The organism is Streptomyces flaveolus (assembly GCF_044765825.1).
Classification (GTDB): domain Bacteria; phylum Actinomycetota; class Actinomycetes; order Streptomycetales; family Streptomycetaceae; genus Streptomyces; species Streptomyces flaveolus.
On sequence record NZ_JBIWKU010000001.1, the window covers coordinates 230,687 to 252,498 of the forward strand.

At 70.6% G+C, this 21,812-nt stretch carries 20 protein-coding genes, 1 pseudogene and 1 riboswitch; of the genes and pseudogenes, 5 read left to right on the top strand and 16 right to left on the bottom strand.

The window, feature by feature from the left end:
- Positions 1 to 11 precede the first annotated feature (11 nt).
- Complete coding sequence (locus tag ACIRG6_RS01035; RefSeq protein WP_403320124.1) at positions 12 to 1,154, bottom strand: glycosyltransferase family 4 protein; 1,143 nt, start codon at positions 1,152 to 1,154, stop codon at positions 12 to 14.
- A 136-nt stretch (positions 1,155 to 1,290) separates the two neighbouring features.
- Here ACIRG6_RS01035 and ACIRG6_RS01040 point away from each other — a divergent pair, with 136 nt between their 5' ends.
- A complete protein-coding gene (locus ACIRG6_RS01040) occupies positions 1,291 to 2,544 on the top strand; it encodes a glycosyltransferase 87 family protein (protein WP_364677769.1) in 1,254 nt (417 codons plus the stop codon).
- Between the two features lie 22 nt (positions 2,545 to 2,566).
- On the opposite strand, the gene ACIRG6_RS01045 is transcribed toward ACIRG6_RS01040, so the two are convergent.
- The 5 genes from ACIRG6_RS01045 to ACIRG6_RS01065 all read right to left on the bottom strand — a co-directional run bounded on the left by ACIRG6_RS01045 (position 2,567) and on the right by ACIRG6_RS01065 (position 8,000).
- Positions 2,567 to 3,757: a hypothetical protein gene (locus ACIRG6_RS01045; protein ID WP_403320126.1), complete on the bottom strand. Its 1,191-nt coding sequence runs from the start codon at positions 3,755 to 3,757 to the stop codon at positions 2,567 to 2,569.
- 49 nt (positions 3,758 to 3,806) lie between these two features.
- Positions 3,807 to 4,823: a C40 family peptidase gene (locus ACIRG6_RS01050; protein ID WP_403320128.1), complete on the bottom strand. Its 1,017-nt coding sequence runs from the start codon at positions 4,821 to 4,823 to the stop codon at positions 3,807 to 3,809.
- 212 nt (positions 4,824 to 5,035) lie between these two features.
- Complete coding sequence (locus tag ACIRG6_RS01055) at positions 5,036 to 6,076, bottom strand: C40 family peptidase (RefSeq protein ID WP_318218234.1); 1,041 nt, start codon at positions 6,074 to 6,076, stop codon at positions 5,036 to 5,038.
- Positions 6,077 to 6,328: 252 nt separating this feature from the next.
- Positions 6,329 to 7,678 (bottom strand): NYN domain-containing protein, encoded by a 1,350-nt coding sequence (locus ACIRG6_RS01060; protein ID WP_403320130.1) that lies wholly within the window; start codon positions 7,676 to 7,678, stop codon positions 6,329 to 6,331.
- Between the two features lie 82 nt (positions 7,679 to 7,760).
- Complete coding sequence (locus ACIRG6_RS01065; RefSeq protein ID WP_052841425.1) at positions 7,761 to 8,000, bottom strand: hypothetical protein; 240 nt, start codon at positions 7,998 to 8,000, stop codon at positions 7,761 to 7,763.
- A 157-nt stretch (positions 8,001 to 8,157) separates the two neighbouring features.
- Here ACIRG6_RS01065 and ACIRG6_RS01070 point away from each other — a divergent pair, with 157 nt between their 5' ends.
- The 3 genes and pseudogenes from ACIRG6_RS01070 to ACIRG6_RS01080 form a co-directional block, all read left to right on the top strand.
- Positions 8,158 to 8,919: a rhomboid family intramembrane serine protease gene (locus tag ACIRG6_RS01070; protein WP_318218235.1), complete on the top strand. Its 762-nt coding sequence runs from the start codon at positions 8,158 to 8,160 to the stop codon at positions 8,917 to 8,919.
- Positions 8,916 to 9,197, top strand: a complete 282-nt coding sequence (locus ACIRG6_RS01075; RefSeq protein ID WP_077797603.1) for an Lrp/AsnC family transcriptional regulator — start codon at positions 8,916 to 8,918, stop codon at positions 9,195 to 9,197. Before ACIRG6_RS01070 ends, ACIRG6_RS01075 begins: the two co-directional genes overlap by 4 nt.
- Before the next feature lie 25 nt (positions 9,198 to 9,222).
- Positions 9,223 to 9,429, top strand: a pseudogene (locus ACIRG6_RS01080) (glycerate kinase); the annotation flags it as partial.
- On the opposite strand, the gene ACIRG6_RS01085 reads toward ACIRG6_RS01080, so the two are convergent.
- The 6 genes from ACIRG6_RS01085 to ctaE all read right to left on the bottom strand — a co-directional run bounded on the left by ACIRG6_RS01085 (position 9,375) and on the right by ctaE (position 16,499).
- The gene (locus ACIRG6_RS01085) at positions 9,375 to 10,751 is read right to left on the bottom strand and encodes an aminotransferase class V-fold PLP-dependent enzyme (protein ID WP_365020659.1); all 1,377 of its coding nucleotides are present in this window, start codon (positions 10,749 to 10,751) and stop codon (positions 9,375 to 9,377) included. The pseudogene ACIRG6_RS01080 and the gene ACIRG6_RS01085 overlap by 55 nt on opposite strands.
- Positions 10,752 to 10,916: 165 nt before the next feature.
- Positions 10,917 to 11,033, bottom strand: a riboswitch (SAM riboswitch).
- 85 nt (positions 11,034 to 11,118) lie between these two features.
- Entirely contained in the window at positions 11,119 to 12,183 is a 1,065-nt protein-coding gene (gene trpD / locus ACIRG6_RS01090; RefSeq protein WP_350718771.1) for an anthranilate phosphoribosyltransferase, read from the bottom strand.
- Positions 12,184 to 12,314: 131 nt separating this feature from the next.
- Positions 12,315 to 13,952 carry a cytochrome bc1 complex cytochrome b subunit gene (qcrB, locus tag ACIRG6_RS01095; protein WP_364677758.1) on the bottom strand — a complete coding sequence of 546 codons (1,638 nt, stop codon included), beginning with the start codon at positions 13,950 to 13,952 and terminating at the stop codon, positions 12,315 to 12,317.
- Positions 13,949 to 15,007 (bottom strand): cytochrome bc1 complex Rieske iron-sulfur subunit, encoded by a 1,059-nt coding sequence (gene qcrA, locus ACIRG6_RS01100; RefSeq protein WP_364677756.1) that lies wholly within the window; start codon positions 15,005 to 15,007, stop codon positions 13,949 to 13,951. Before qcrA ends, qcrB begins: the two co-directional genes overlap by 4 nt.
- Positions 15,004 to 15,813, bottom strand: a complete 810-nt coding sequence (qcrC, locus tag ACIRG6_RS01105; RefSeq protein ID WP_239771448.1) for a cytochrome bc1 complex diheme cytochrome c subunit — start codon at positions 15,811 to 15,813, stop codon at positions 15,004 to 15,006. The genes qcrA and qcrC overlap by 4 nt, the downstream gene beginning before the upstream one ends.
- 65 nt (positions 15,814 to 15,878) lie before the next feature.
- Positions 15,879 to 16,499, bottom strand: a complete 621-nt coding sequence (gene ctaE, locus ACIRG6_RS01110; protein WP_077797597.1) for an aa3-type cytochrome oxidase subunit III — start codon at positions 16,497 to 16,499, stop codon at positions 15,879 to 15,881.
- A 188-nt stretch (positions 16,500 to 16,687) separates the two neighbouring features.
- Between ctaE and ACIRG6_RS01115 the strand changes: the two genes are divergently transcribed.
- Positions 16,688 to 17,089, top strand: a complete 402-nt coding sequence (locus ACIRG6_RS01115; RefSeq protein ID WP_239771449.1) for a response regulator — start codon at positions 16,688 to 16,690, stop codon at positions 17,087 to 17,089.
- Between the two features lie 132 nt (positions 17,090 to 17,221).
- Here the strand turns inward: ACIRG6_RS01115 and ACIRG6_RS01120 are convergent, their stop codons facing one another.
- The 4 genes from ACIRG6_RS01120 to ctaC all read right to left on the bottom strand — a co-directional run bounded on the left by ACIRG6_RS01120 (position 17,222) and on the right by ctaC (position 21,710).
- Positions 17,222 to 18,496, bottom strand: a complete 1,275-nt coding sequence (locus ACIRG6_RS01120) for a L,D-transpeptidase (RefSeq protein ID WP_364817701.1) — start codon at positions 18,494 to 18,496, stop codon at positions 17,222 to 17,224.
- A 129-nt stretch (positions 18,497 to 18,625) separates the two neighbouring features.
- Positions 18,626 to 19,024, bottom strand: a complete 399-nt coding sequence (locus tag ACIRG6_RS01125) for a cytochrome c oxidase subunit 4 (RefSeq protein WP_364677753.1) — start codon at positions 19,022 to 19,024, stop codon at positions 18,626 to 18,628.
- A complete protein-coding gene (gene ctaD, locus ACIRG6_RS01130; protein WP_239771453.1) occupies positions 19,021 to 20,754 on the bottom strand; it encodes an aa3-type cytochrome oxidase subunit I in 1,734 nt (577 codons plus the stop codon). The genes ACIRG6_RS01125 and ctaD overlap by 4 nt, the downstream gene beginning before the upstream one ends.
- Positions 20,751 to 21,710 carry an aa3-type cytochrome oxidase subunit II gene (gene ctaC / locus ACIRG6_RS01135; RefSeq protein ID WP_189228185.1) on the bottom strand — a complete coding sequence of 320 codons (960 nt, stop codon included), beginning with the start codon at positions 21,708 to 21,710 and terminating at the stop codon, positions 20,751 to 20,753. The genes ctaD and ctaC overlap by 4 nt, the downstream gene beginning before the upstream one ends.
- Positions 21,711 to 21,812 lie beyond the last annotated feature (102 nt).

Sequence of the window (21,812 nt, forward strand, 5' to 3'; positions counted from 1 at the left end):
GAGGCCGCGCGTTACAGCAGCGCCTTCAGGTGCTCCGCCAGCAGGTCCCAGCGCCACTTCTCCTCGACCCAGGAGCGGCCCCGCTCGCCGATCCGGCGGCGTAGCTCCGGATCGGCGAGGAGGGTGGTGACGCGGTCGGCCGTCTGCGCGGCGTCGCCGCCGCGTACGACCCAGCCCGTCTCGCCGTCGAGTACCGCGTCCGGGGCGCCGCCGGAGTCGCCGGCGACGACGGGCAGGCCGGTCGCGGAGGCCTCCAGGTAGACGATGCCGAGCCCCTCCACGTCCAGCCCGCCCCGCCGGGTGCGGCACGGCATGGCGAAGACGTCCCCGGCGCCGTAGTGCGCGGGCAGCTCGGCCCACGGCACGGCGCCGGTGAAGCGGACGGAGTCGGCGACGCCGGTGTCCTGGGCGAGGCGGCGCAGGTCCTTCTCGTAGGGGCCGCCGCCGACTATCAGCAGGACGGCGTCCGGCTCGGCGGCGAGGATGCGCGGCATCGCCCGGATCAGCGTGTCCTGGCCCTTGCGCGGCACCAGCCGCGAGACGCACACCACGACGGGCCGGTCGGTCAGCCCGAGCCGGGCCCGCACCTCGTCACCGCCGCTGTCCGGGTGGAAGGTCTTCTCGTCCACGCCCGGCGGCAACTGCACCATCCGCGCGGCGGCCCGCGGTGTGAGCGCGCCCGCGATCCGCGAGCGCGTGTACTCGCCGAGGTAGGTGATCGTGTCCGTCGACTCCCCGATCCGGCGCAGCAGTTGCCGGGCGGCGGGCAGCTGGGCCCAGCCGGCCTCGTGCCCGTGGGTGGTGGCGACGATCCGCTCGGCGCCCGCCTTGCGGAGTGCGGGCGCCATCAGCCCGAGGGGCGCCGCCGCCCCGAACCACACCGACGTGCACCCGTGCTCGCGCAGCAGCCCGACCGCCCGCCGGGTCGCGCCCGGCGTGGGCAGCAGCATCGTCGTACGGTCGCGTACGACGGTGAAGGGCTGCTCGGCGTCGAAGGCGGCGGTGGCCTCGATGCCCTCCCGGCTCCGCTTCCAGGTGGAGGCGTAGACGACCAGCCGCTCGGGGTCCAGGCGCAGCGCCATGTTGTGCAGGAAGGCCTGGATGCCGCCCGGGCGGGGCGGGAAGTCGTTCGTCACGATCAGGGTCTTGCGCATCGCCGCCGACCCTACCGAACCGGCCGTCCGGGGCGGTGCCCGGCCGTGCCGGTGGCACCCACACCGACGTGCGGGACATCATGGCCGGACCGGCAGGACGGGCGACGGGACGGGCGCGGGACGGGCGGAGAGCGACGTGGAGACGACGGACACGGGGCGGCGGTGCCCGGCCTGGCTGCCCACGGCCGGGCTGCTCGCCGCCTGGGCCGCGACGCGGCTGGCGCTGCTGCTGTTCGTGCTCAAGGTGTGGATCTTCCCGGGCCCGGACGTCACCAGCGACGTGTCGGTCATCTACCGGGGCTGGTACGACGTTCTGTCCGGCGGATCGTTTCCGTCGGACGACGTCACCTGGCAGTACCCGCCCGCCGCCGCCCTCCCGGTCCTCTCCCCGGGCCTGCTGCCCTTCCTCGACTACCCGACCGCCTTCTTCGTCCTGGCCTGCGCGGCCGACCTGGTCGTCCTCGTCCTGCTGCGGTGCGGGGGCGGCGGCGCCGGCAGATCGGCGCTGGGCGTCTGGGTGTGGGTGGTGGGCGTTCCGCTGCTCGGGCCGACGGTGTACGCCCGCTACGACGTGATGGTCACCGCCGTCGCGGTGGCCGCGCTGCTCGCCGCGGGCCGGCATCCGCGGGCGGCCGGTGCGCTGGCGGCGCTCGGGGCGCTGCTGAAGGTGTGGCCGGTGCTGGTCCTCGTGGGGATCCGCCGGCGCGCGGCCTGGGCCGCCGCGGCGCTGACCGGTGCCGGGCTGGCGGCGCTGTTCGCGGTGGCGATGCCGGGGGCGTTCGCCTTCCTGACGTTCCAGCGCGACCGGGGCACCGAGGTGGAGTCGCTGGGTTCGCTGGTCTTCCACCTCGCCCGGCACGCCGGCTGGGACGGGCAGGTGCTGCTCAACTACGGCTCCGTGGAGTTCCTCGGCCCGCACGTGGAGACGGTGAGTACGGCCGCGCTGGCGCTGACCGGGACGGCGTTCGGCTGGCTGCTGCTGTGGCGGGTGGCGGCGTCCCGGTTCGCGGCGCACACGGCGGCGGACGCGGCCTTCGTGGCGGTGCTGATGTTCACCGTCACCAGCCGGGTGATCAGCCCCCAGTACATGGTGTGGCTGATCGGCGTCGGGGCGGTGTGCGGGACCTTCCGGGCCGGCCGGATGCGGGTGCCGGTGGCGCTGGTGCTGGCGGCGACCCCGGTGACGGTGCTGGAGTTCCCGGTCTGGTTCGGCCATGTGGTGGCGAGCGACACGCTCGGCGTCACGCTGCTGTTCGTCCGCAACGGCCTGCTGGTGGCCGCCGCGCTCGTCGCGGCCCGCGCCCTGTGGCGCGACACGGTGCCGCGCCGCCGCGGCGTCCCCGTGCCGCCGCGCCCGGCCCGCGCCGACGAGGCAGCCGTGCCGCGCTGACCGCCCGGCGGCCGTACCCCGCTCAGCCGAGCTGCTCGCGCAGGTACTCCCGCCACCGCGCCGTGAACGCGTCCTGGGTCGTGCCGAGCACGTCCCGCAGCGCGTCCTCGACCGCGCCCGCGCGCCCGTCGTGGGCGCCCACGGCCCGGTAGAAGGCGTCCAGCCGGTCCTCGCCCCACTGGTCGGCGATCATCCGGCAGGCCAGCCAGCCGCCTTCGTAGGCCCGGGCGAGTTCGTCCGCCTCGCCGGTGAAGCCGAAGTCCTCGTCCGTGGGCAGCCCGCCGGGCACCCGGCCCTCGGACACCGCGCGGGTCAGTTCGGCGGCGGCCTGGGAGGGCTCGCGTCCGTCGGCGCGGTAGCCGACCCAGTCGGCGTAGCCCTCGGACAGCCACAGCGGGGTGGCGGCGGTGGTGTGGACGCGCGTGGCGACGTGGGTGGTCTCGTGGGTGAGCACGACCTGTTTGCCGAGGCTGCCGAGCAGCCCGTACGCGTCGGGGTTGACGATGATCCGGTCCGCGGGCGCCTGCTCCCGGCCGCCCGTCTCGCCGGTGGTGACCGCGGCGATGCCCCGGTAGGAGGAGGCGGGCGAGCCGAGGAGCCCCGCCATCCCCTCCAGCGACTCGGGCACCACTACGACGATGCGGCGGGCCCAGTCGCCGTCCCAGGCGTCGGACACGGCCGGCACCGCGCGCTCGGCCAGCTCCGCGTAGCCGCGCAGCGACCCGGTGGACTGCCCGACGCCGAGGACGAGGCTGTGCTCGCCCCGCACCACCCGTACCGGGCCCTGGTCCCACGGCTGCTGACCGGACTGCTTCGCGGGCCGGTCGGATTCCACGGACCACCGTCCGTCCTCCTCCCGGCTCAGCCGCACGGTGCGGGCGGTCGTGAGGGCGCCCCGGTCGTAGCCCTCGACGCGGTAGCTGAGGTCGACGTCGGCGGTGGCGGTGTCGCCGGTGCGGTGCAGGCCGGTCACGCGGTACGACCAGGCGGCCAGCGGGACCGCGCTCAGGTTGCCGAAGCCGGTCCCGGAGCCGGTGCGGGCCCAGGCCGTCCGGTCGTGGGCCAGGACGGCCGCCGCACGCCGGTCCAGGACCCGCTGCACCTCGGTCCGGACGGGGTCGGGCGCGGTCCGGCCGCCGCAGGCCACCAGGGAGACCAGCAGCAGGCACAGCGCCACCACCGAGGAACCCGACACCCGCCTTCGACCAGCCACCTCTCCGATCGTACGGGCGCCGGGCCGCGGCGGCCGGGGTTCGGGGAGGTCAGACCCTGGTGACCGAGGAGACCGGCATCATGCCGACCGGGTCGTAGCGCACCGGGGCGCCGGGGTAGGGCGCGTGGATCACCTGGCCGTTGCCGGCGTACATGCCGATGTGGCTGGCGTCGTCCCGGTAGGCGACCAGGTCTCCGGGCCGTGCCTCGGAGAGCGGGATCTGCCGGCCCGCGTACCGCTGCGCCTGCGAGGTGCGCGGCAGGCCGACGCCGGCCTGGGCGTACGCCCACTGGGTCAGGCCCGAGCAGTCGAAGCCGGAGGGGCCGTTGGCGCCCCAGACGTAGGGCCTGCCGAGCGCGGAGCGGGCGGCGGCGAGGGCGGCCGCCGACCGGCCGGAGGCGGGTACGGCGCCGCCGAGGGCGGGCAGGCCGGCGCGGCCGGAGCGGGAGGCGCGGCCGTAGGCGGCGCGTTCGCCGGCCGGGAGGGTGTCGAGCAGCCGCCGGGCCTCGGCGAGCTTGCGCTCGACGGTCTTCTTGTGGGCGGCGACGGCCTTGCGGCCCTTCTCCAGCTCGGCGAGCTTGCGCGCGGCCTCGGCGCGGTCCTGGGAGAGTTCGCGCATGGCGCTCCGGAGCTCCCGGAGCTCACCTGCCTGGCGGGTGGTGATCCGGTCGAGCACGGAGGCCTTGTCCAGGTAGTCGTCCGGGTCGGCGGAGAGCAGCAGGACGAGGGACGGGTCGACGCCGCCCGCGCGGTACTGGGCTCCGGCGAGCGAGCCGAGCCCGTCCCGCATGGTGTTGATCCGCTCCTGCTTGCGGGCGATCTCGTCCTGCGCGGCGCCGACCTGCTCGCGCAGGGCGTCGGTGCGCTCGTCGGCCTTGTTGTAGGCCTCGGTCGCCTTCTCCGCCTCCGTGTGGAGGCGGTCCACCTCGGCACGTGTGTCGTCGTGCGGCGCGGCCACGGCCGCCGGTACGGCGCTCAGGACGGCGGTGGCGACGGAGAGAAGGCCGATGGCGGCGGTGGCGCCGCGATCGAACCCGGACGGTGCAAGGCGGCGATGGGACCCCACGGGAAGCCGCACTCCTTCCGCTGGCGGACGGGAAACGCGGCAGACAGTAGCCCCGCGGCGGGGCGGCGACCAACGACCTCACGAGGGTGCGCGACACGACGCCCCGCCGCTGACGCAGGTCACCGGCGGGGCGGACGGTCAGAACGCCGTGCCGTGATTCCCCCGAACGGGCGGCACGACCAGGACGTTTTCGGATGTTCCCGGAACGGGGATCAGACGCGGACGCCCCACATGAAGGGGCCACCGATGGTGTCCATCGACTCGTAGCGGACGACCGTGCCGGTGCGCGGCGCGTGCAGGACCTGGCCGTTGCCGGCGTAGAGGCCCACGTGGTGCAGGTCGTTGAAGAAGAAGACGAGGTCGCCGACCTGGAGGTCGCTCATCGAGGAGATGCGCGTGCCGTAGTTGGCCTGGGCCTCGGAGGTGCGGGGTATGCCGACGCCGGCCTGGGCGTAGGCCCAGGAGGTGAGGCCCGAGCAGTCGAAGGAGGACGGGCCGGTGGCGCCGTAGACGTACGGGGTGCCGATCTTGCTCTGGGCGGCGGAGAACGCCGCGCCGGCGCGGCCCGAGGCGGACGCCGTGGAGCCGGAGAGGGCCTGGCGCTCGCTGCTGCGGGTGGCGCGGTCCTGCTCGGCGGTGAGGGCGGCCTTCTCCGCGGCGGTGAGCGTGTTGAGGAGCTTCTGGGCCGAGGAGAGCTTGCCCTGGACTTCCTTCTTCTTCTTGCCCAGTTCGGTGCGGGTGGCCGAGAGGTCCTTGAGCTTCTTGGAGGCCTCGGCGCGCTGCTGGGCGAGGTCGCGCTGCTTCTCCTGGATCTTCTTGAGGGCCTCGACCTGCTGACCGCTGAGCTGGTCGAGCGTGGAGGCCTTGTCCAGGTAGTCGTCCGGGTCGGCGGACAGGAAGAGCTGGAGGGAGGGGTCGATGCCGCCGGAGCGGTACTGGGCGCTGGCCATCGAACCGAGGCCGTCGCGCAGCTCGTTGAGCTCCTCCTGGCCGCGGGCGACGTTGTCCTGGATGGTGGAGATCTCCTTCTGGAGCTTCTCCTGCTTCTCCTTGGCCCCGTTGTACTTCTCGGTGGCCTGCTCCGCCTCTTCGTAGAGCTTGTCGACCTTGGCCTTGACCTCGTCCTTGCTCGGCTTCTCGCTCGGCGCGGCGTTGGCCGCCTGCGAGCTGAGAGCGACTGCGGCTGCCGCTGCGGTGGTGAGCACGGTCACACGCGTGCGGCTCGGCTGCTTGGGACGACGGTGGGACGCCACGGAGTCGAGCTCCTTCTTGGAGGGGGATCATCACCCGATCGCGGGTTCGAAGGCAGACCCTAGTGACCAAGTCGTGATGAGTTCAAATCCTCAAGTGAAAATAGTGAGACCGGTGAGGCATATTTTGCCGTGAACTCACGTGCGGTGAGCCCCCCTTGACAGCGCGTCGCATCGAGTGGCCCTCAATTCGGGCAAGCGGCCCGTATGTTGCGCTTGGGGCGGACGGCACCCCGGGGACATACTGCCCAGGGCTCAGCCGCGCGAGAACCGCTTGAGGAGGACCACCGAGGCCACCGGCCGCGCCCCCGCCTTCGCCACCCCGTCGGCGACCTCGCGGTCGGTGGAGACGACGATGACCGGCCGGCCCGGCGGCTCGGCCCGCACCAGCTGGCGGATCAGCTCGTCCGCGGTGACGCCGGCCTTGGAGAACAGCACCCGCACCCCGCGCGGCGGTGCCAGCAGCACCGGCGCGGCCAGTTCGGCCCCGTCGAAGACGCAGGTCGTCTCGGCGCCGGTCTGCGCCGCGAGCTGGGAGAGCTGACCGAGCAGCCGCAGCCGCTGCTTCTCCAGCGGCATCTGCGGATAGCCGGTCTTGGTGACGTTGTAGCCGTCGACGACCAGGTGCGCCTGGGGCAGCGCGAGCAACTGGTCGAGGATGGCGGGGTCGTGCTCGGACAGGGCGCGGGCCGCGATGTCCTTCGGGGTCATCCGGCCGGGCTCGACCGCGTCCACCGTCTCGGCGGGCCGCACCGCCACCGGGGGCAGCGCGAGCTCCCGGCGCAGCCCCTGCGTGGCGTCCAGCAGTGTGTCGAGGAGCAGCCGTACGCGCATGTCCTCGACGCTGCGTCCTTCGCGGGCCGCCCTGCGGCTGGCCTCCAGCGCGGCCTCCGTCTCGCCGAGTCGGGCCTTGAGCCGCCGGCTCTCGCTCTCGGCGGCGGACACCTGGGCGTTCGCCTCGGTGCGGACGGTGTCTATCTCGTCCCGCACCTTGCGCAGGGCGGCCTCGCCGCGCTTGACGTCGCTGAGGGCGGAGCGCAGCTTGCGGTGCAGCGACTCGGCCTCCTTCTTCGCCGCGTCCAGCTCGCCGCGCAGCCGCTCCGTCTCGGTCCTGGTGTGCTCCCGGGCCCGGGCCAGCTCCTCGTGCAGCCGCTCCAGCTCCGCGCGGCTCTCCTCGTCGGCGCGCTCGGCGTCCGCGCGCTGCGCCTCCTCGCCGGCGGCGGTCACCAGCTTCACCCAGCCGTGCGGGCGCAGTACGTAGGCCGCGGCCGCCACGTCGAGGGGGTCCGCGGCCGGGGGCGGGGAGCCGGAGTCGAGGGCGCCGGCCAGCTCCGGCTGGGCCTCTCTGAATTTCTCGCCGATCCGCTGCCGGAACAGGGGGTCGGTCTCCACGGCGGCGGCCATGGCGTTGCCGGCGAACTTCGCCCGGCGGTTGGGGGCGAAGCGGGCGTACTGTCTCAGCTGTGCGGGCAGTTCGCCGAGGGTGAGTCCGCCGAAGCCGTCGGACACGATCTGCACGACCCTGCGGCGCACTCCGTCGGGCAGCGGGCGGTCGAGCACCTCAGCGGCGCCGTCGTCCGGCCCCCCGCCGTGTGTCTCCACCATCCCTCACCCCACTACCTCTGCTGCCTGCGCATGCCTGTCCGCGATCCCGGTACGGGACCACGGCCCGCGGAACCCGCTCCTGTCAGGAAGCGGCGCCCGGCCTGTCCACGAGTTCCACCTGGTCCACGGCGTTGCACCAGCGGCACCGCACCGACTCGATGGTCTCACTGAGCACCTCGCGCTCCTCGACCGTCGGCTCACCGGCCAGATCGAGGTGCACGTACTCGACGACCTTCGAGGCGCGGGTCACGTCGAACCGGGTGAGGTTGCCGCAGAGGGTGCAGCGCCACCGCGTCGTGTCGGTCGGCAGGGGAACCGTCATCGTGGCTGTTCGCTCTCTATCCAGTGTCCGTGACGCGCCGGCCTCCCCGGTGCGTGTGGCTCGTAACCCTACGGCCTGGCGGGTACCCGCCGCCCGCGCGTCCACGGCGGCGAGGCGGTATGGGCGGTTGTGCCCGATTGCGTCATGCTCTGTATTCATGATCCGCAACTGGAGCACGGCGGCCCTCGGAAAGGTCAGGACGCTCGGCACGGCCCGCACCCCGCGGAACCGCACGGCGCCGGTGACGTACGCGCTGATCATCCTGTGCTGCCTGCTGTTCCTGGTCAGTCCGGCGTCGGGCCTCAATCCGGCCCACGGGACCGGGGAAGAGCTGCTGGCCGCGCAGCGCGCCTGGTTCCGCCGCTGGGGGGTGATCCCCGCAGAACTGTTCGAGGGCTCCCCCGGCGCCGCCCTCACCCCCGCCACGGCACTGTTCGTCCACGGCAGCTGGGTCCATCTGCTCGGCAACATGCTCTTCCTCTACGTCTTCGGCGCGATGACCGAGGCGCGGATGGGGCGGCTGCAGTTCCTGCTGTTCTACCTCGGCTGCGGCTACCTGGCGCTGCTGGGCTACGCGGCGGCCAACGCCCACTCCCAGGAGCCCCTGGTCGGGGCCTCGGGGGCGATCTCCGCGATCCTCGGCGCCTTCCTCTTCCTGTTCCCGCGCGCCCGCGTGACCAGCCTCCTGCCCTTCCTGTTCTTCCTGCCGCTGCGCTTCCCGGCCTGGGTGGTGCTGCCGTTCTGGGCGTCCCTGCAGGGGATGGCGGCGGGGCGGGCCGGTGACGGGCCGGGGGTGGCCTACCTCGCGCATCTGGTGGGCTTCGGGCTCGGCTTCGTCTTCGCCTGGGTGCGGTTCGGCGGTGGGACTAGAGTTGGGGACGTTCCAGTGACGGCCCCCGAGGGAGAGAACCAGCCGTGATCAGCGCGATCGTCCTCATCAAGACCAGCGTGGACCGGATCCCCGAGATCGCGGAGCAGATCGCCTCGCTGGAGAACGTCAGCGAGGTCTTCTCCGTCACCGGCACCTACGACCTGATCGCGATGGTGCGGGTCAATCAGCACGAGGACCTGGCGGAGGTCATCCCCGGCCGGATCAGCAAGATCCCGGGCGTGGAGGGCACGGACACGCACGTGGCGTTCCGTACGTACTCGCAGCACGACCTGGAGGCGGCGTTCGCCATCGGGCTCGACAACTGAGTTCTTCGTGAAGAATTCTTCGCTCGAGGTGGCCCGGCGGGCCGAGCTGTCCGGCCGTCCGGTCCTCGCCGTGGCCGGCGCCCTCGGGGAGGGCGCGCAGGAGGTGCCGGGTGTGGGCGCCCGGCACGGCGTCCTGCCCGCCCCGACGGCCCCGGCACAGGCACCGGGGCGGGGGACTCAGGCAGCGGCGGCGGAGGTGTCCGGCACGCAACGCCCGTCCTCGGTGCGGTAGTTCCAGCGGGCGCCGTCACTCACCAGCTCCTTGACGGCGTTCACGAACCGCTCGACGTGCTCGTCCGGGGTGCCCGCGCCGAAGCTGACCCGGATGGCGTTGAGGGACTTCTCCCCCGGTGCCGCCTCGGGGGCGCCGCACTCGCCCTGCGTCTCGGGGTCGCTGCCGAGCAGGGTACGCACCAGCGGGTGGGCGCAGAACAGGCCGTCGCGCACGCCGATGCCGTACTCCGCGGAGAGGGCGGCGGCGAAGTGCGAACTGTTCCAGCCGTCGACGACGAAGGAGAGGACGCCGACACGGGGGGCGTCGTCACCGAAGAGGGACAGGACCCGGACCTCGGGCACCGCGGCGAGCCCTTCGCGGACCTTGCGGATCAGGTACTCCTCGCGGGCGACCAGCGTGTCGAACCCGGCCTCGGTGAGCGCCTTGCAGGCCGAGGCGATGGCGTAGGCGCCGATGACGTTGGGCGACCCGGCCTCGTGGCGGGCGGCGCTGTCGTGCCACTGCACGTCCACGCCGCCGTCGGCGCGCCGGCTGACGCTGCGGCTGGCACCGCCGCCCGCGAGGTACGGCTCCGCCTCGCGCAGCCAGTCGGCGCGGCCCGCGAGGACGCCGGAGCCGAAGGGGGCGTACAGCTTGTGCCCGGAGAAGGCGACCCAGTCGACGTCGAGGTCACGGACGTCGAGCGGGTGGTGCGGGGCGAGCTGGGCGGCGTCCAGCACGATCCGGGCACCGTGCGCGTGCGCGGCGGCGGCCAGCTCACGGACCGGCCACAGCTCGCCGGTGACGTTGGAGGCGCCGGTGACGCAGACCAGGGCGGGCCCGTACGGCTCGCGGGCGGCGAGGGCGCGCTCCAGGGTCCCGACGGCCTCGGCAGGGGTGCGCGGGGCGTCCAGGTAGGTCACGTCCGCGTCCCGCCAGGGCAGCAGCGAGGCGTGGTGCTCGGTCTCGAAGACGAAGACCCGGCAGCCGGCCGGGAGGGCGGCGGCGAGCAGGTTCAGGGAGTCGGTGGTGGACCGGGTGAACACCACCTGGTCGGCCTCCCGGCAGCCCAGGAACTCGGCGACGGTCTTCCGGGCGTTCTCGAACAGGTCGGTCGACAGCTGCGAGAGGTACCCGGCGCCGCGGTGCACGCTGCCGTAGTACGGGGCGTAGGCGGCGACGTCGTCCCAGACCCGCTGGAGCGCGGGCGCGCTGGCGGCGTAGTCGAGCGCGGCGTAGGTGACCTCACCGCCGGTGACGAGCGGCACGGTGACATCCCGGCCCAGAACGGGCAGCGGGGCACAGACGGACTGGTCGGCGGCGACGGCGGAGACGGACATGGGGGTACTCCCGTGAAGGCAGAGGACATCGCCACGCGAGCGCGCACGGCTCGAGCGTGGGACGGAAAGGAAAAGGGGATGCGGAGGCGGGGCTCTGCGGCCCTATCGCATTCGCTGATTCACGGGAGACTCCCTCGGACGACCCAGGACCCCTGGTGTGCGAGGGGTCCGCGCTTGCCGTGAACCTTGCTGTCCACGACCTGGTCTTCACCCGGGGCACCCCGCCACGGACGGAGGGTTGCCGGACAGTCGGCCGGGGCCTCATGACTGTCACTCATGACCTGGAAAGGAACGTACGTGAAGTGATCGCCGCCCCGCAACCCGAGTCCGGATCGCGGGACGGACGTCACTGTCCCCGGGCCGGGACCTACGCGTTGCTGGCGGCCACCCAGCGCTCCAGGGTCCGCCTGGCCGCGCCGGAGTCGATGGACGCGGCGGCCTGCTCCATGCCGGCCCGGATCCGCTCGGTCAGCGGTCCCTCGCCGGGCTTCAGGGCCACCAGGGCCGCCGCCGAGTTCAGCAGCACCGCGTCCCGGACGGGACCCGGCTCGCCGGCCAGCAGACGGCGGGCGACGTCGGCGTTGTAGGAGGCGTCGGCGCCGCGCAGCGCCTCGACCGGCACCAGTTCGAGGCCGACGTCCCGGGGGTCGAAGGCCTCCTCGGTCACCGTGCCGTCCCGCACGACCCAGACCCGGGAGGTGGAGGTCGTGGTCAGCTCGTCCAGGCCGTCGTCGCCGCGGAACACCAGCGAGGAGTTGCCGCGTTCGGCGAACACCCCGGCGATGATCGGGGCCATCCGGGGGTCGGCGACACCGACCGCCTGGGCCTTCACCTTCGCCGGATTGGTCAGCGGTCCGAGGAAGTTGAACACGGTCCGCACGCCCAGCTGGCCGCGCGCGGTCGCCACGTGGCGCAGCGCGGGGTGGAACTTCACGGCGAAGCAGAAGGTGATCCCGGCCTCCTCGGCGACCTGGGCCACCCGCTTCGGGGTCAGCTCCAGATTGACCCCGAGCTTCTCCAGCACGTCGGACGCGCCGGACGCCGAGGAGGCGGCACGGCTGCCGTGCTTGACGACCTTCGCGCCGGTGCCGGCGATGACGATGGCCGACATGGTGGAGATGTTGACGGTCTTGGCGCCGTCGCCGCCGGTGCCGACGATGTCGACGGTCTCACCGGGCACCTCGATGACGTGCGCGTGCTCGTACATCGACCGCACACAGCCGGAGATCTCGTCGACGGTCTCGCCCTTGGCCCGCAGCGCCGTCGCGAACCCGGCGATCTGCACGTCGGTCGCCTCACCGCGCATGATCAGGTCCATCGCCCAGGCGGTGTCGTCGACGGACAGGTCACGGCCGTCCAGCAGTCCGTTCAGCAGGGCGGGCCAGGAGCGGCCCGCCGCGATGTCGCCTCCAGCGGGGGTCACAGCGCTCATGAGCCGCTCCTGATCGTGTGCATCGTGGAAAGGGAGTGTGGTCCCACCCTATCCAGCCCCCGGGCACGGCGAAGGGCCCCGTCCGCAGACCGGACGGGGCCCTTCGACCGTCGTGTGGCGACGCTGGAGGGTCAGTGGTGGCCGTGGCCGCTCGTGATCTCCTTGTACTCCTCGACGGTCGGCTTCGGAATCTGCGACTCCGGGCCGTAGTACGCCTTGCTGAGCTTGGCGCGGAGCTTCTCCGAGCCCTTCGGCTTGCGCTCGACGCCGTTCTCGTCGACCGTCGGGCCGATCTCGGCCGGCTTGTACTGCTCGTGCGACGTGAGGGTGTGCAGCGCGCCCTGGCTGAGCGGCTCGTGGACCTCGATGAACTCACCGTGCGGCAGGCGCTTGATGATGCCGGACTCGCGTCCGTGCAGCACCTTGTCCTTGTCGCGGCGCTGGAGGCCGAGGCAGATCCGCTTGGTGATCACGAAGGCGATGACCGGGCCGACGAAGAACCCGATCCGGACGAACCAGGTGACCGCGTTGATCGACAGGTGGAAGTGCGTGGCGACGATGTCGTTGCCACCACCGATCAGCATGATGATGTACGCCGTCACCCAGGCGACGCCGATGGCCGTACGGGTCGGGGCGTTGCGCGGCCGGTCCAGGATGTGGTGCTCGCGCTTGTCGCCGGTCACCCACGACTCGATGAACGGGTAGACGGCGATGGCCGCGAGGAAGATACCGAAGATCAGCAGCGGGACGAACACACCCAGGACGAGCGTGTGACCCCAGAAGTTGATCTCCCAGCCGGGCATGGCACGGACGAGACCCTCGGCGAAGCCCATGTACCAGTCGGGCTGGGCTCCGGTCGACACCTGGTCGGGCCGGTAGGGGCCGATGCTCCAGATCGGGTTGACCGACACCAGGCCGGCGACGGCCGCGATCACGCCGAAGACCAGGAAGAAGAAGCCTCCGGCCTTGGCCATGTACACCGGCAGCAGCGGCATGCCGACGACGTTGTTGTTGGTCTTGCCGGGGCCCGCGAACTGCGTGTGCTTGTGGTAGAAGACCAGGATCAGGTGGCCCACCATCAGGCCGAGCATGATGCCCGGCAGCAGCAGGATGTGGATCGAGTAGAACCGGGCCACGAAGTCGTGGCCGGGGAACTCCCCGCCGAACAGGAACATCGAGATGTACGTGCCGACGATCGGCACGGACAGGATCGCGCCCTGCGTGAAGCGGACACCGGTGCCGGAGAGCAGGTCGTCCGGGAGCGAGTAGCCGGTGAAACCGGTGAACATGCCGAGGACGAACAGCAGGAAGCCGAACAGCCAGTTGACCTCACGCGGCTTGCGGAACGCACCGGTGAAGAAGACGCGCATCATGTGCACGAACATGCCGGCGAGGAAGATGATCGCCGCCCAGTGGTGGATCTGCCGGATGAGCAGACCACCCCGGATGTCGAAGCTGATGTTCATCGTCGAGGCGTACGCCTCGCTCATCAGCTGGCCCTGCAGCGGCACGTACGAACCGTGGTACGTGACCTCGTTCATCGACGGGTGGAAGAACAGCGTCAGATACACACCCGTGAGGATGATGATGATGAAGCTGTACATGCACACTTCGCCGAGCATGAACGACCAGTGGTCGGGGAAGATCTTGCGCATGTTGGCCTTGGCCAGGGAGTAGATCCCGAGCCGGCCGTCGGCCCAGTCGGCGACACGTTCGCCGGCCGGTGCCTTCCCGCGTGAGCGGGACTCGTTGGTCGCTGTCGTGCTCATCCGCGCTCCCAGAAAGCAGGACCGACGGGCTCTTCGAAGTCGCTGAGCGCCTCGAGATAGCCCTCGTCGTTCACGCCGATGCGCAGCTGCGGCAGGGCGTGACCGGCGGGACCGAAGATCACCCGGGCACCGTCGGAGAGGTCGAAGGTGGACTGGTGGCAGGGGCACAGCACGTGGTGCGTCTGCTGCTCGTACAGGGAGATCGGGCAGCCCACGTGGGTGCAGATCTTCGAGTACGCGACGATGCCCTCGTGCGACCACTCGAGCTCGCGCTTGTCCTTGATGTTCTCCGGCTGGATCCGGACGATCATCAGGGCGGCCTTGGCGATCTCGTTCTGGAATTCCTCGTCGTGCTCCTCCAGGCCCTCGGGCTTGGCGAAGGTCAGCGAGCCGACGGCGACGTCGGAGGGACGCAGCGGCTCGTTGGTGTTCATGTTGACGAGCAGCTTGCCCTTGGACCACAGGGTGTGGCGAAGCTTGGTGCCGGGCAGCGGACCGAGGTCGCGCAGCAGCACGACGCCGGAGAGCGGCACCAGGGTGAGCGCGCCCAGCATCGTGTTGCGGATCAGCTTGCGGCGCCCGATCACGGACTCCTTGGCACCCTGCTTGAAGTCCGCGTGGACCTTGGCACGGACCTCGGGGGACGCCTCGATCGGGTGACGCTCGTCGGCGACCTCCTCGTCGGACATCAGGGTGCGCGCCCAGTGGACGGCGCCCGCGCCGATCGTGAACAGCGCCACGCCCAGCGTCAGGCCGAGCGCGAAGTTCATCGCGTTCACGTGCCCGAGCGGGAAGACGTAGATCGACGTGTCGTGCGGGATGGTCACGAACGAGGCGATGAAGCCGGCGGTGGCCAGCATCGACAAGGTGAACAGGAACGCGACCGCGCGCTCGGACCGCTTGGCGGCCCGCTCGTCGATGTCCTGGATCCGGTGCTCGTGGGGCGGCAGCCCCGGGTCGGCGAACGGGTGGGCCTCGTCCGCGACCTTCACCGCGCCGTGCGTGGTGCCCTGCTCAGCGGGCAGGTTCTCTTCTGGGATGTCTTGGCTACTCATGACTTCTTGGCCTTTGCGGTCCGGGCGGCAACCCACACGGCGACGGCGATGCAGGCACCGAGGCCGAAGATCCAGCCGAAGAGGCCCTCGCTGACCGGCCCGAGGCCGCCCAGCGACAGACCGCCGGGGCTGACGGTCTCGTCACCGTTGACCGCGTTCAGGTAGGCGATGATGTCCTTCTTGTTCTGCTCCGACATGGTCGTGTCGGGGAAGGAGGGCATGTTCTGCGGGCCGGTCTGCATGGCCTCGTAGATGTGCTTCGGGTCGACACCTTCGAGGCTGGGCGCGTACTTGCCGTGCGTCAGCGCGCCGCCCTTGCCGGTGAAGTTGTGGCACTGGGCGCAGTTGGTGCGGAACAGTTCACCGCCCTTGGCGATGTCCGCGCCCTCCGGGCCGTACTTCTCCTCCGTCGGGATGGCCGGACCGGCACCCAGCGAGGCGATGTAGGCCGCCAGCTGGTCGATCTCGGCCTGCGAGTAGAGGTTCGGCTTGTCCGGGATCTGCGCGCCCGGCTGCTGGGCCGGCATACGACCGGTGGCCACCTGGAAGTCGACGGCGGCGGCGCCGACGCCGACCAGGCTCGGACCGTCGGTGGTGCCCTGACCCCCGGTGCCGTGGCAGCTGGCGCAGCCGACGGCGTAGAGCTTCTTGCCCTCGTCGATGGCGAGGGACTGGGCGGATTCATCGGCCTGCGCCTTGCTCGCGGGCGCGAACGCGGCGTACAGCCCCCCGGTGCATGCCAGCGCGAGGAGTAGGACGACGAGCGCCGCCAGCGGATGGCGTCGTCGTGCGGAGAGCTTTTTCACGGATTACCCCGGTGTCAGGATCTTCTGCGTCGATGCTTCTGGTATTGCGCGGGTGCTTGCCGCGACTACTTGATCATGTAGATCGTGGCGAAGAGGCCGATCCAGACGACATCGACGAAGTGCCAGTAGTAGGACACGACGATGGCCGCGGTCGCCTGCTCGTGGGTGAACCTCCGGGCCGCGTAGGTGCGGCCGAGGACCAGCAGGAAGGCGATGAGGCCGCCCGTCACGTGCAGTCCGTGGAAGCCGGTGGTCAGGTAGAACACCGAGCCGTACGGGTCCGACGAGAGCGAGAGGCCCTCGTGCTTGACCAGTTCGGTGTACTCGAACACCTGACCGCCGATGAAGATCGCACCCATCACGAAGGTGACGATGAACCACATCCTGAGCTTCTTCACGTCACCGCGCTCGGCGGCGAACACGCCGAGCTGACAGGTGAGGGAGGAGAGCACCAGGATCGTGGTGTTCGTCGCGGAGAACGGGAAGTTCAGCGCTTCGGCCTTCTCGGACCAGAAGTCCGGGCCGGTCACCGATCGCAGGGTGAAGTACATCGCGAAGAGGGCCGCGAAGAACATCAGCTCGGAACTCAACCAGATGATGGTTCCGACGCTGGTGAGGTTCGGCCGGTTGACCGACGGGTGCGCGTGCCCGGTTTCTACTGTCGTTGCTGTCGCCACGACCGACATTATGTCGGTCGCTTATCCCGCCCTCACCCCGGGGGGTGCCGTTCGGTGTGTTCGCCCCCTCTGTAGTGCCCGTATGGCCCATCGAACGGCCCGTCGAAGCCGTGTCCGAACCAGTGTTGACGGGCTGTTCAAGGGAGTAGCATCCGGCGCAACGGGCACGACAGTCTCCACCGCGTATCGGAGGAAGCATGCAGGCGACCGCCACGGTGCTGGTCTACAGCGACGACTCCAACACCCGCGAACAGGTGCGGCTCGCGACCGGCCGCCGGCCGGCTCCGGACGTGCCCGTGGTCGAGTTCGTGGAGTGCGCGACGCCGGCCGCCGTCATCAGGGAGCTGGACAAGGGCGGGATCGACGTCTGCGTCCTGGACGGCGAGGCCGTCCCCATGGGTGGCATGGGCGTGTGCCGGCAGATCAAGGACGAGATCTTCCACTGCCCGCCGGTGCTGCTGCTCATCGCCCGGCCGCAGGACGCCTGGCTGGCCACCTGGAGCCGTGCGGAGGCCGCTGTGGCGTCGCCGGTGGAGCCGGTGGAGTTCGCGGGTGCGCTGGCCGCGCTGTTGCGGCAGAAGCGGCTGCAGGGCGTTTAGGGGCGCCTGAGGGAGCGGGGGTGCGGGTGGTGTGGCGGGCGCGGCGCCGTCGTGGCTTGTCGCGCCCACGCGGCGGAGCCGCATGTCGGACACAGCCCCGCGCCCCTGACGGCGCCGCCCCGAAGGGCGTCTTCAGGCACTCTCCGGGCGCAGACGGGCCTGCTCCGCCGTGCCGGCGTCGTTGGCCGCGCCGCCCGTGAGGGCGCTGCCCTGGCGCCACTTGGTCCAGGCCAGGTTCCAGTCGCCGTAGCCGTTGTCGAAGGTCTCCATGGTCTTGCCGCCCGAGTTGACCACCTGGACGATGTCGCCCTCCTGGACCTCGCCGAAGAACCACTTGGCGTTGTCGGTGCTCATGCCGACGCAGCCGTGGCTGACGTTGGCGGAGCCCTGGGAGCCGACGGACCAGGGGGCGGCGTGCACGTACTCGCCGCTCCAGGTGACCCGGGTGGCGAAGTACACCGGCAGGTCGTACGAATCCGACGAGCCCTCGGCGATGCCGACGGTGGTGCTGCGCATGCGTACGAAGGGCTCCTTGCCCAGCACGACCTTGACGCCGTTGCGGGTCTCGAAGCCGGGCTTGCCCGTGGTGACGGGGACCTTCCGGACCTCCTCGCCGTCCCGGTAGACCGTCAGGGTGTGCGTGGAGGCGTCGGTGACGGCGACGACGCGGTCATCGGTGGTGATCTTGAGGGACTTGGCCTTCCCGCCCCACATCCGGTCACCGATCTTGATGCCGTCGAGGTTGCTGCTGACCTCGATGGTGGCGTGGGCGGGCCAGTACTCCTGGGGCCGGTAGTGGAGCTTCTTGTCGTCCACCCAGTACCACGCGCCCTGCACCGCGGGCGTCGACTGCACCTTCAGGGCGCGCTCCACCACGGCCCGCTGGGCCTTGTCCGCGACCGGCCGGCTCAGTTCCGCCGTGATGGGCTGGCCGACACCGTACGCGCCCGCCTCGGGTCCGAAGGTGACGTCCAGCGTCTTCTTGGCGGTGGGCTTGCCGGTCTCGAAGGTGAGGACCTTGCGGCCGGGTGCGCCGTCCCCGTCCTCGGTGCTGACGCGCACCGTGTAGCGGGCGCCGGCGGCCAGCGGGGAGGTGCTGTGCCAGCGGGATCCGTCGGCGGAGAGTTCGCCCGCCACGTAGCGTCCCGCGGCGTCCACGGCCGTGACGTCCGTGATGCGCCCGTCGGCGCCCTCGGCGACGACCTCCAGGGGCTTGTCCGGGTCGGCCTTCTTCCCGGCGTCCGTGGGGCCGTTGAAGGAGATCTGGCCGGCCGCGTCGTAGGGCGTGGCCGACAGCGGGTTGTCGTCGCCCGTGCAGGCGGTGACGCTCGCGCCGAGAGCGATCACCAGCAGGGTGCAGCCGACGACCGTACGCCCCCGCGCCTGGAAGTGAACCGTGTTGCTCATGCCCTCACGCTAGAGAGTGACGTCAACGGAAGCACGGTGGGTAATCCGTACGAGTGACAGGGTTACGGCATGCGAAGAGGCCCGGACGCTCCTGACGGAGTGTCCGGGCCCCTGTGCGCTCAGCGCCTGCTACTGGGTGCGGTTCTCACCGCGGTAGTACTCGAAGACCCAGCCCCACAGGCCGACCAGGATGACCGGCAGCGAGAAGTACATGATCCACCAGCCGACGGCCACGCCCAGGAAGGCGAGGGCTCCGCCGATGCCGAGGGACAGCGGCTGCCAGCTGTGCGGGCTGAAGAACCCGACCTCGCCGGCGTCGTCGGCGACGTCCGCTTCCTTGTTGTCCTGCGCCCCGGCGTCGACCCGCTTGGCCGTGAAGGCCAGGTAGAAGCCGATCATGAGGCACAGGGCGAAGGCCAGGAAGAGGGCCGTGGCGCCCGCCGGCTCCTTCGCCCACACACCGTAGGTGACCGCGACGGCGAGGATGAAGAGGCTCAGCCAGAGGAAAATCTTGCCCTGGATCTTCACTTGCCGGCCTCCTTGCCGCCAGCGAGGGTCTTTTCACCGTGACCGACGTTCTCGAGCTGGTCGAGCGCGGAGATCTCCGGGTGGTGCAGGTCGAACGCCGGGGATTCGCTGCGGATGCGCGGCAGGGTGAGGAAGTTGTGCCGCGGCGGCGGGCAGGAGGTCGCCCACTCGAGCGAGCGGCCGTAGCCCCACGGGTCGTCCACGCCGACCGGCTTGCCGTACTTGGCCGTCTTCCAGACGTTGTAGAAGAACGGCAGGATCGACATGCCGAGCAGGAACGAGGCGATCGTCGAGATCGTGTTCAGGGCGGTGAAGCCGTCGGCCGCCAGGTAGTCGGCGTAGCGACGCGGCATGCCCTCGGCGCCCAGCCAGTGCTGGACCAGGAAGGTGCCGTGGAAGCCGACGAACAGCGTCCAGAAGGTGATCTTGCCGAGGCGCTCGTCGAGCATCTTGCCGGTGAACTTCGGCCACCAGAAGTGGAAGCCGGCGAACATCGCGAAGACCACGGTGCCGAAGACGACGTAGTGGAAGTGCGCCACCACGAAGTACGAGTCGGAGACGTGGAAGTCCAGCGGCGGCGAGGCCAGGATGACGCCGGTCAGACCACCGAAGGTGAAGGTGATCAGGAAGCCGATCGTCCACAGCATCGGCGTCTCGAAGGACAGACTGCCCTTCCACATGGTGCCGATCCAGTTGAAGATCTTCACACCGGTCGGGACCGCGATCAGGAACGTCATGAACGAGAAGAACGGCAGCAGCACACCGCCGGTCACGTACATGTGGTGCGCCCACACCGTCACCGACAGACCCGCGATCGCGATGGTGGCCGCGATCAGGTTCATGTAACCGAACATCGGGCGGCGGCTGAAGACCGGGATGATCTCACTGACGATGCCGAAGAACGGCAGCGCGATGATGTACACCTCTGGATGCCCGAAGAACCAGAACAAGTGTTGCCACAGCAACGCTCCGCCGTTGGCCGAGTCGAAGACGTGCGCACCGAACTTGCGGTCCGCCTCCAGCGCGAACAGGGCCGCGGCCAGCACCGGGAAGGCCAGCAGGACCAGCACACCGGTCAGCAGGACGTTCCAGGTGAAGATCGGCATGCGGAACATGGTCATGCCGGGGGCACGCATGCAGATGATCGTGGTGATGAAGTTGACCGAGCCGAGGATGGTGCCGAAGCCGGAGAAGGCCAGACCCATGATCCACAGGTCACCGCCGATACCCGGCGAGTGCACCGCGTCGGACAGCGGCGAGTAGGCGAACCAGCCGAAGTCGGCCGCGCCCTGCGGGGTCAGGAACCCGCCCACCGCGATCGTCGAGCCGAACAGGTACAGCCAGTAGGCGAACATGTTCAGCCGGGGGAAGGCCACGTCCGGCGCGCCGATCTGGAGCGGCATGATCCAGTTCGCGAAGCCGGCGAACAGCGGCGTCGCGAACATCAGCAGCATGATCGTGCCGTGCATCGTGAACGCCTGGTTGAACTGCTCGTTCGACATGATCTGCAGACCCGGGCGGGCCAGCTCGGCGCGCATGAAGAGCGCCATCACACCGCCGATGCAGAAGAACGCGAACGACGTGACCAGGTACAACGTACCGATCGTCTTGTGGTCCGTGGTGGTCAGCCACTTGACGACCACTTCACCACGCCTCTGGCGCCGGACCGGCAGCTCGTCCTCGTAGTGGGACCCTGCCGCGGCACCCTGGGGTTCGTTGAGGATGCTCACAGGTTGTTCGTCTCCCGGTTCTTCTCGTGGCTCGTCTGCGCGATGCCGGCGGGAACGTAACCGGTCTGCCCCTTCTTCGCGAGGTCCTGGAGGTGCTGCTCATAGCGCTCCGGGGAGACGACCTTCACGTTGAACAGCATCCGGGAGTGGTCCACGCCGCACAGCTCGGCGCACTTGCCCAGGAAGGTGCCCTCCTTGTTGGGGGTCACCTCGAAGGCGTTGGTGTGGCCCGGAATGACGTCCTGCTTCATCAGGAACGGCACCACCCAGAAGGAGTGGATGACGTCCCGCGAGGTCAGCACGAAGCGGACCGTCTTGCCCTTGGGAAGCCAGAGGGTCGGGCCCGGGTTGTTGGTCTGCGGGTTCCGCGTTCCGGGGGTGCCGCAGTCGTAGACACCGCCGGCGTTCGCCGGGAAGTCCTCCTTGAACCGGTTCGGAATCGCTTCCAGTTCCTTGGAGGTCTGGGCGTCACCGGTGGAACCGGCGACGTCCTCGATGTGGTTGAAGCACCAGCTCCACTGGAAGCCGACCACGTTCACCGTGACGTCGGGCTTCTTCTTGAGGCTCAGGAGCTCGGACTCGTCACGAGCGGTGAAGTAGAACAGCACCGAGACGATGATGAGCGGAACCATGGTGTACAGCGCCTCGATGGGCATGTTGTACCTGGTCTGCGGAGGAACTTCGACCTTGGTGCGGCTGCGCCGGTAGAAGAATGCACACCACAGGATCAGGCCCCACGTCAGCACGCCGACGGCGAGCGCGGCGGCCCAGGAACCCTGCCACAGGGAGAGGATCCGCGGAGCCTCTTCCGTGGTCGGGGTGGGCATGCCAAGGCGGGGAAAGTCCTTGTATGTGCAACCGGTGGCGGTCGCCAGGACCAGGCCCGCGGTCAGTGCCTGCAGCAGCTTCCGCCGCATCGGGCGCCGCGGCGAGCGGTCGGAGCCGTTGGGACTCACGTAGCGCCTTCCCGAGAGTCTCGCCCGCGCTGTTCGGCTGCGGCCTTCTCGGTGGTCGGTCGCCGCCCTGCGTCGGGCAGGGGTTTGATGTTTATGCGGACC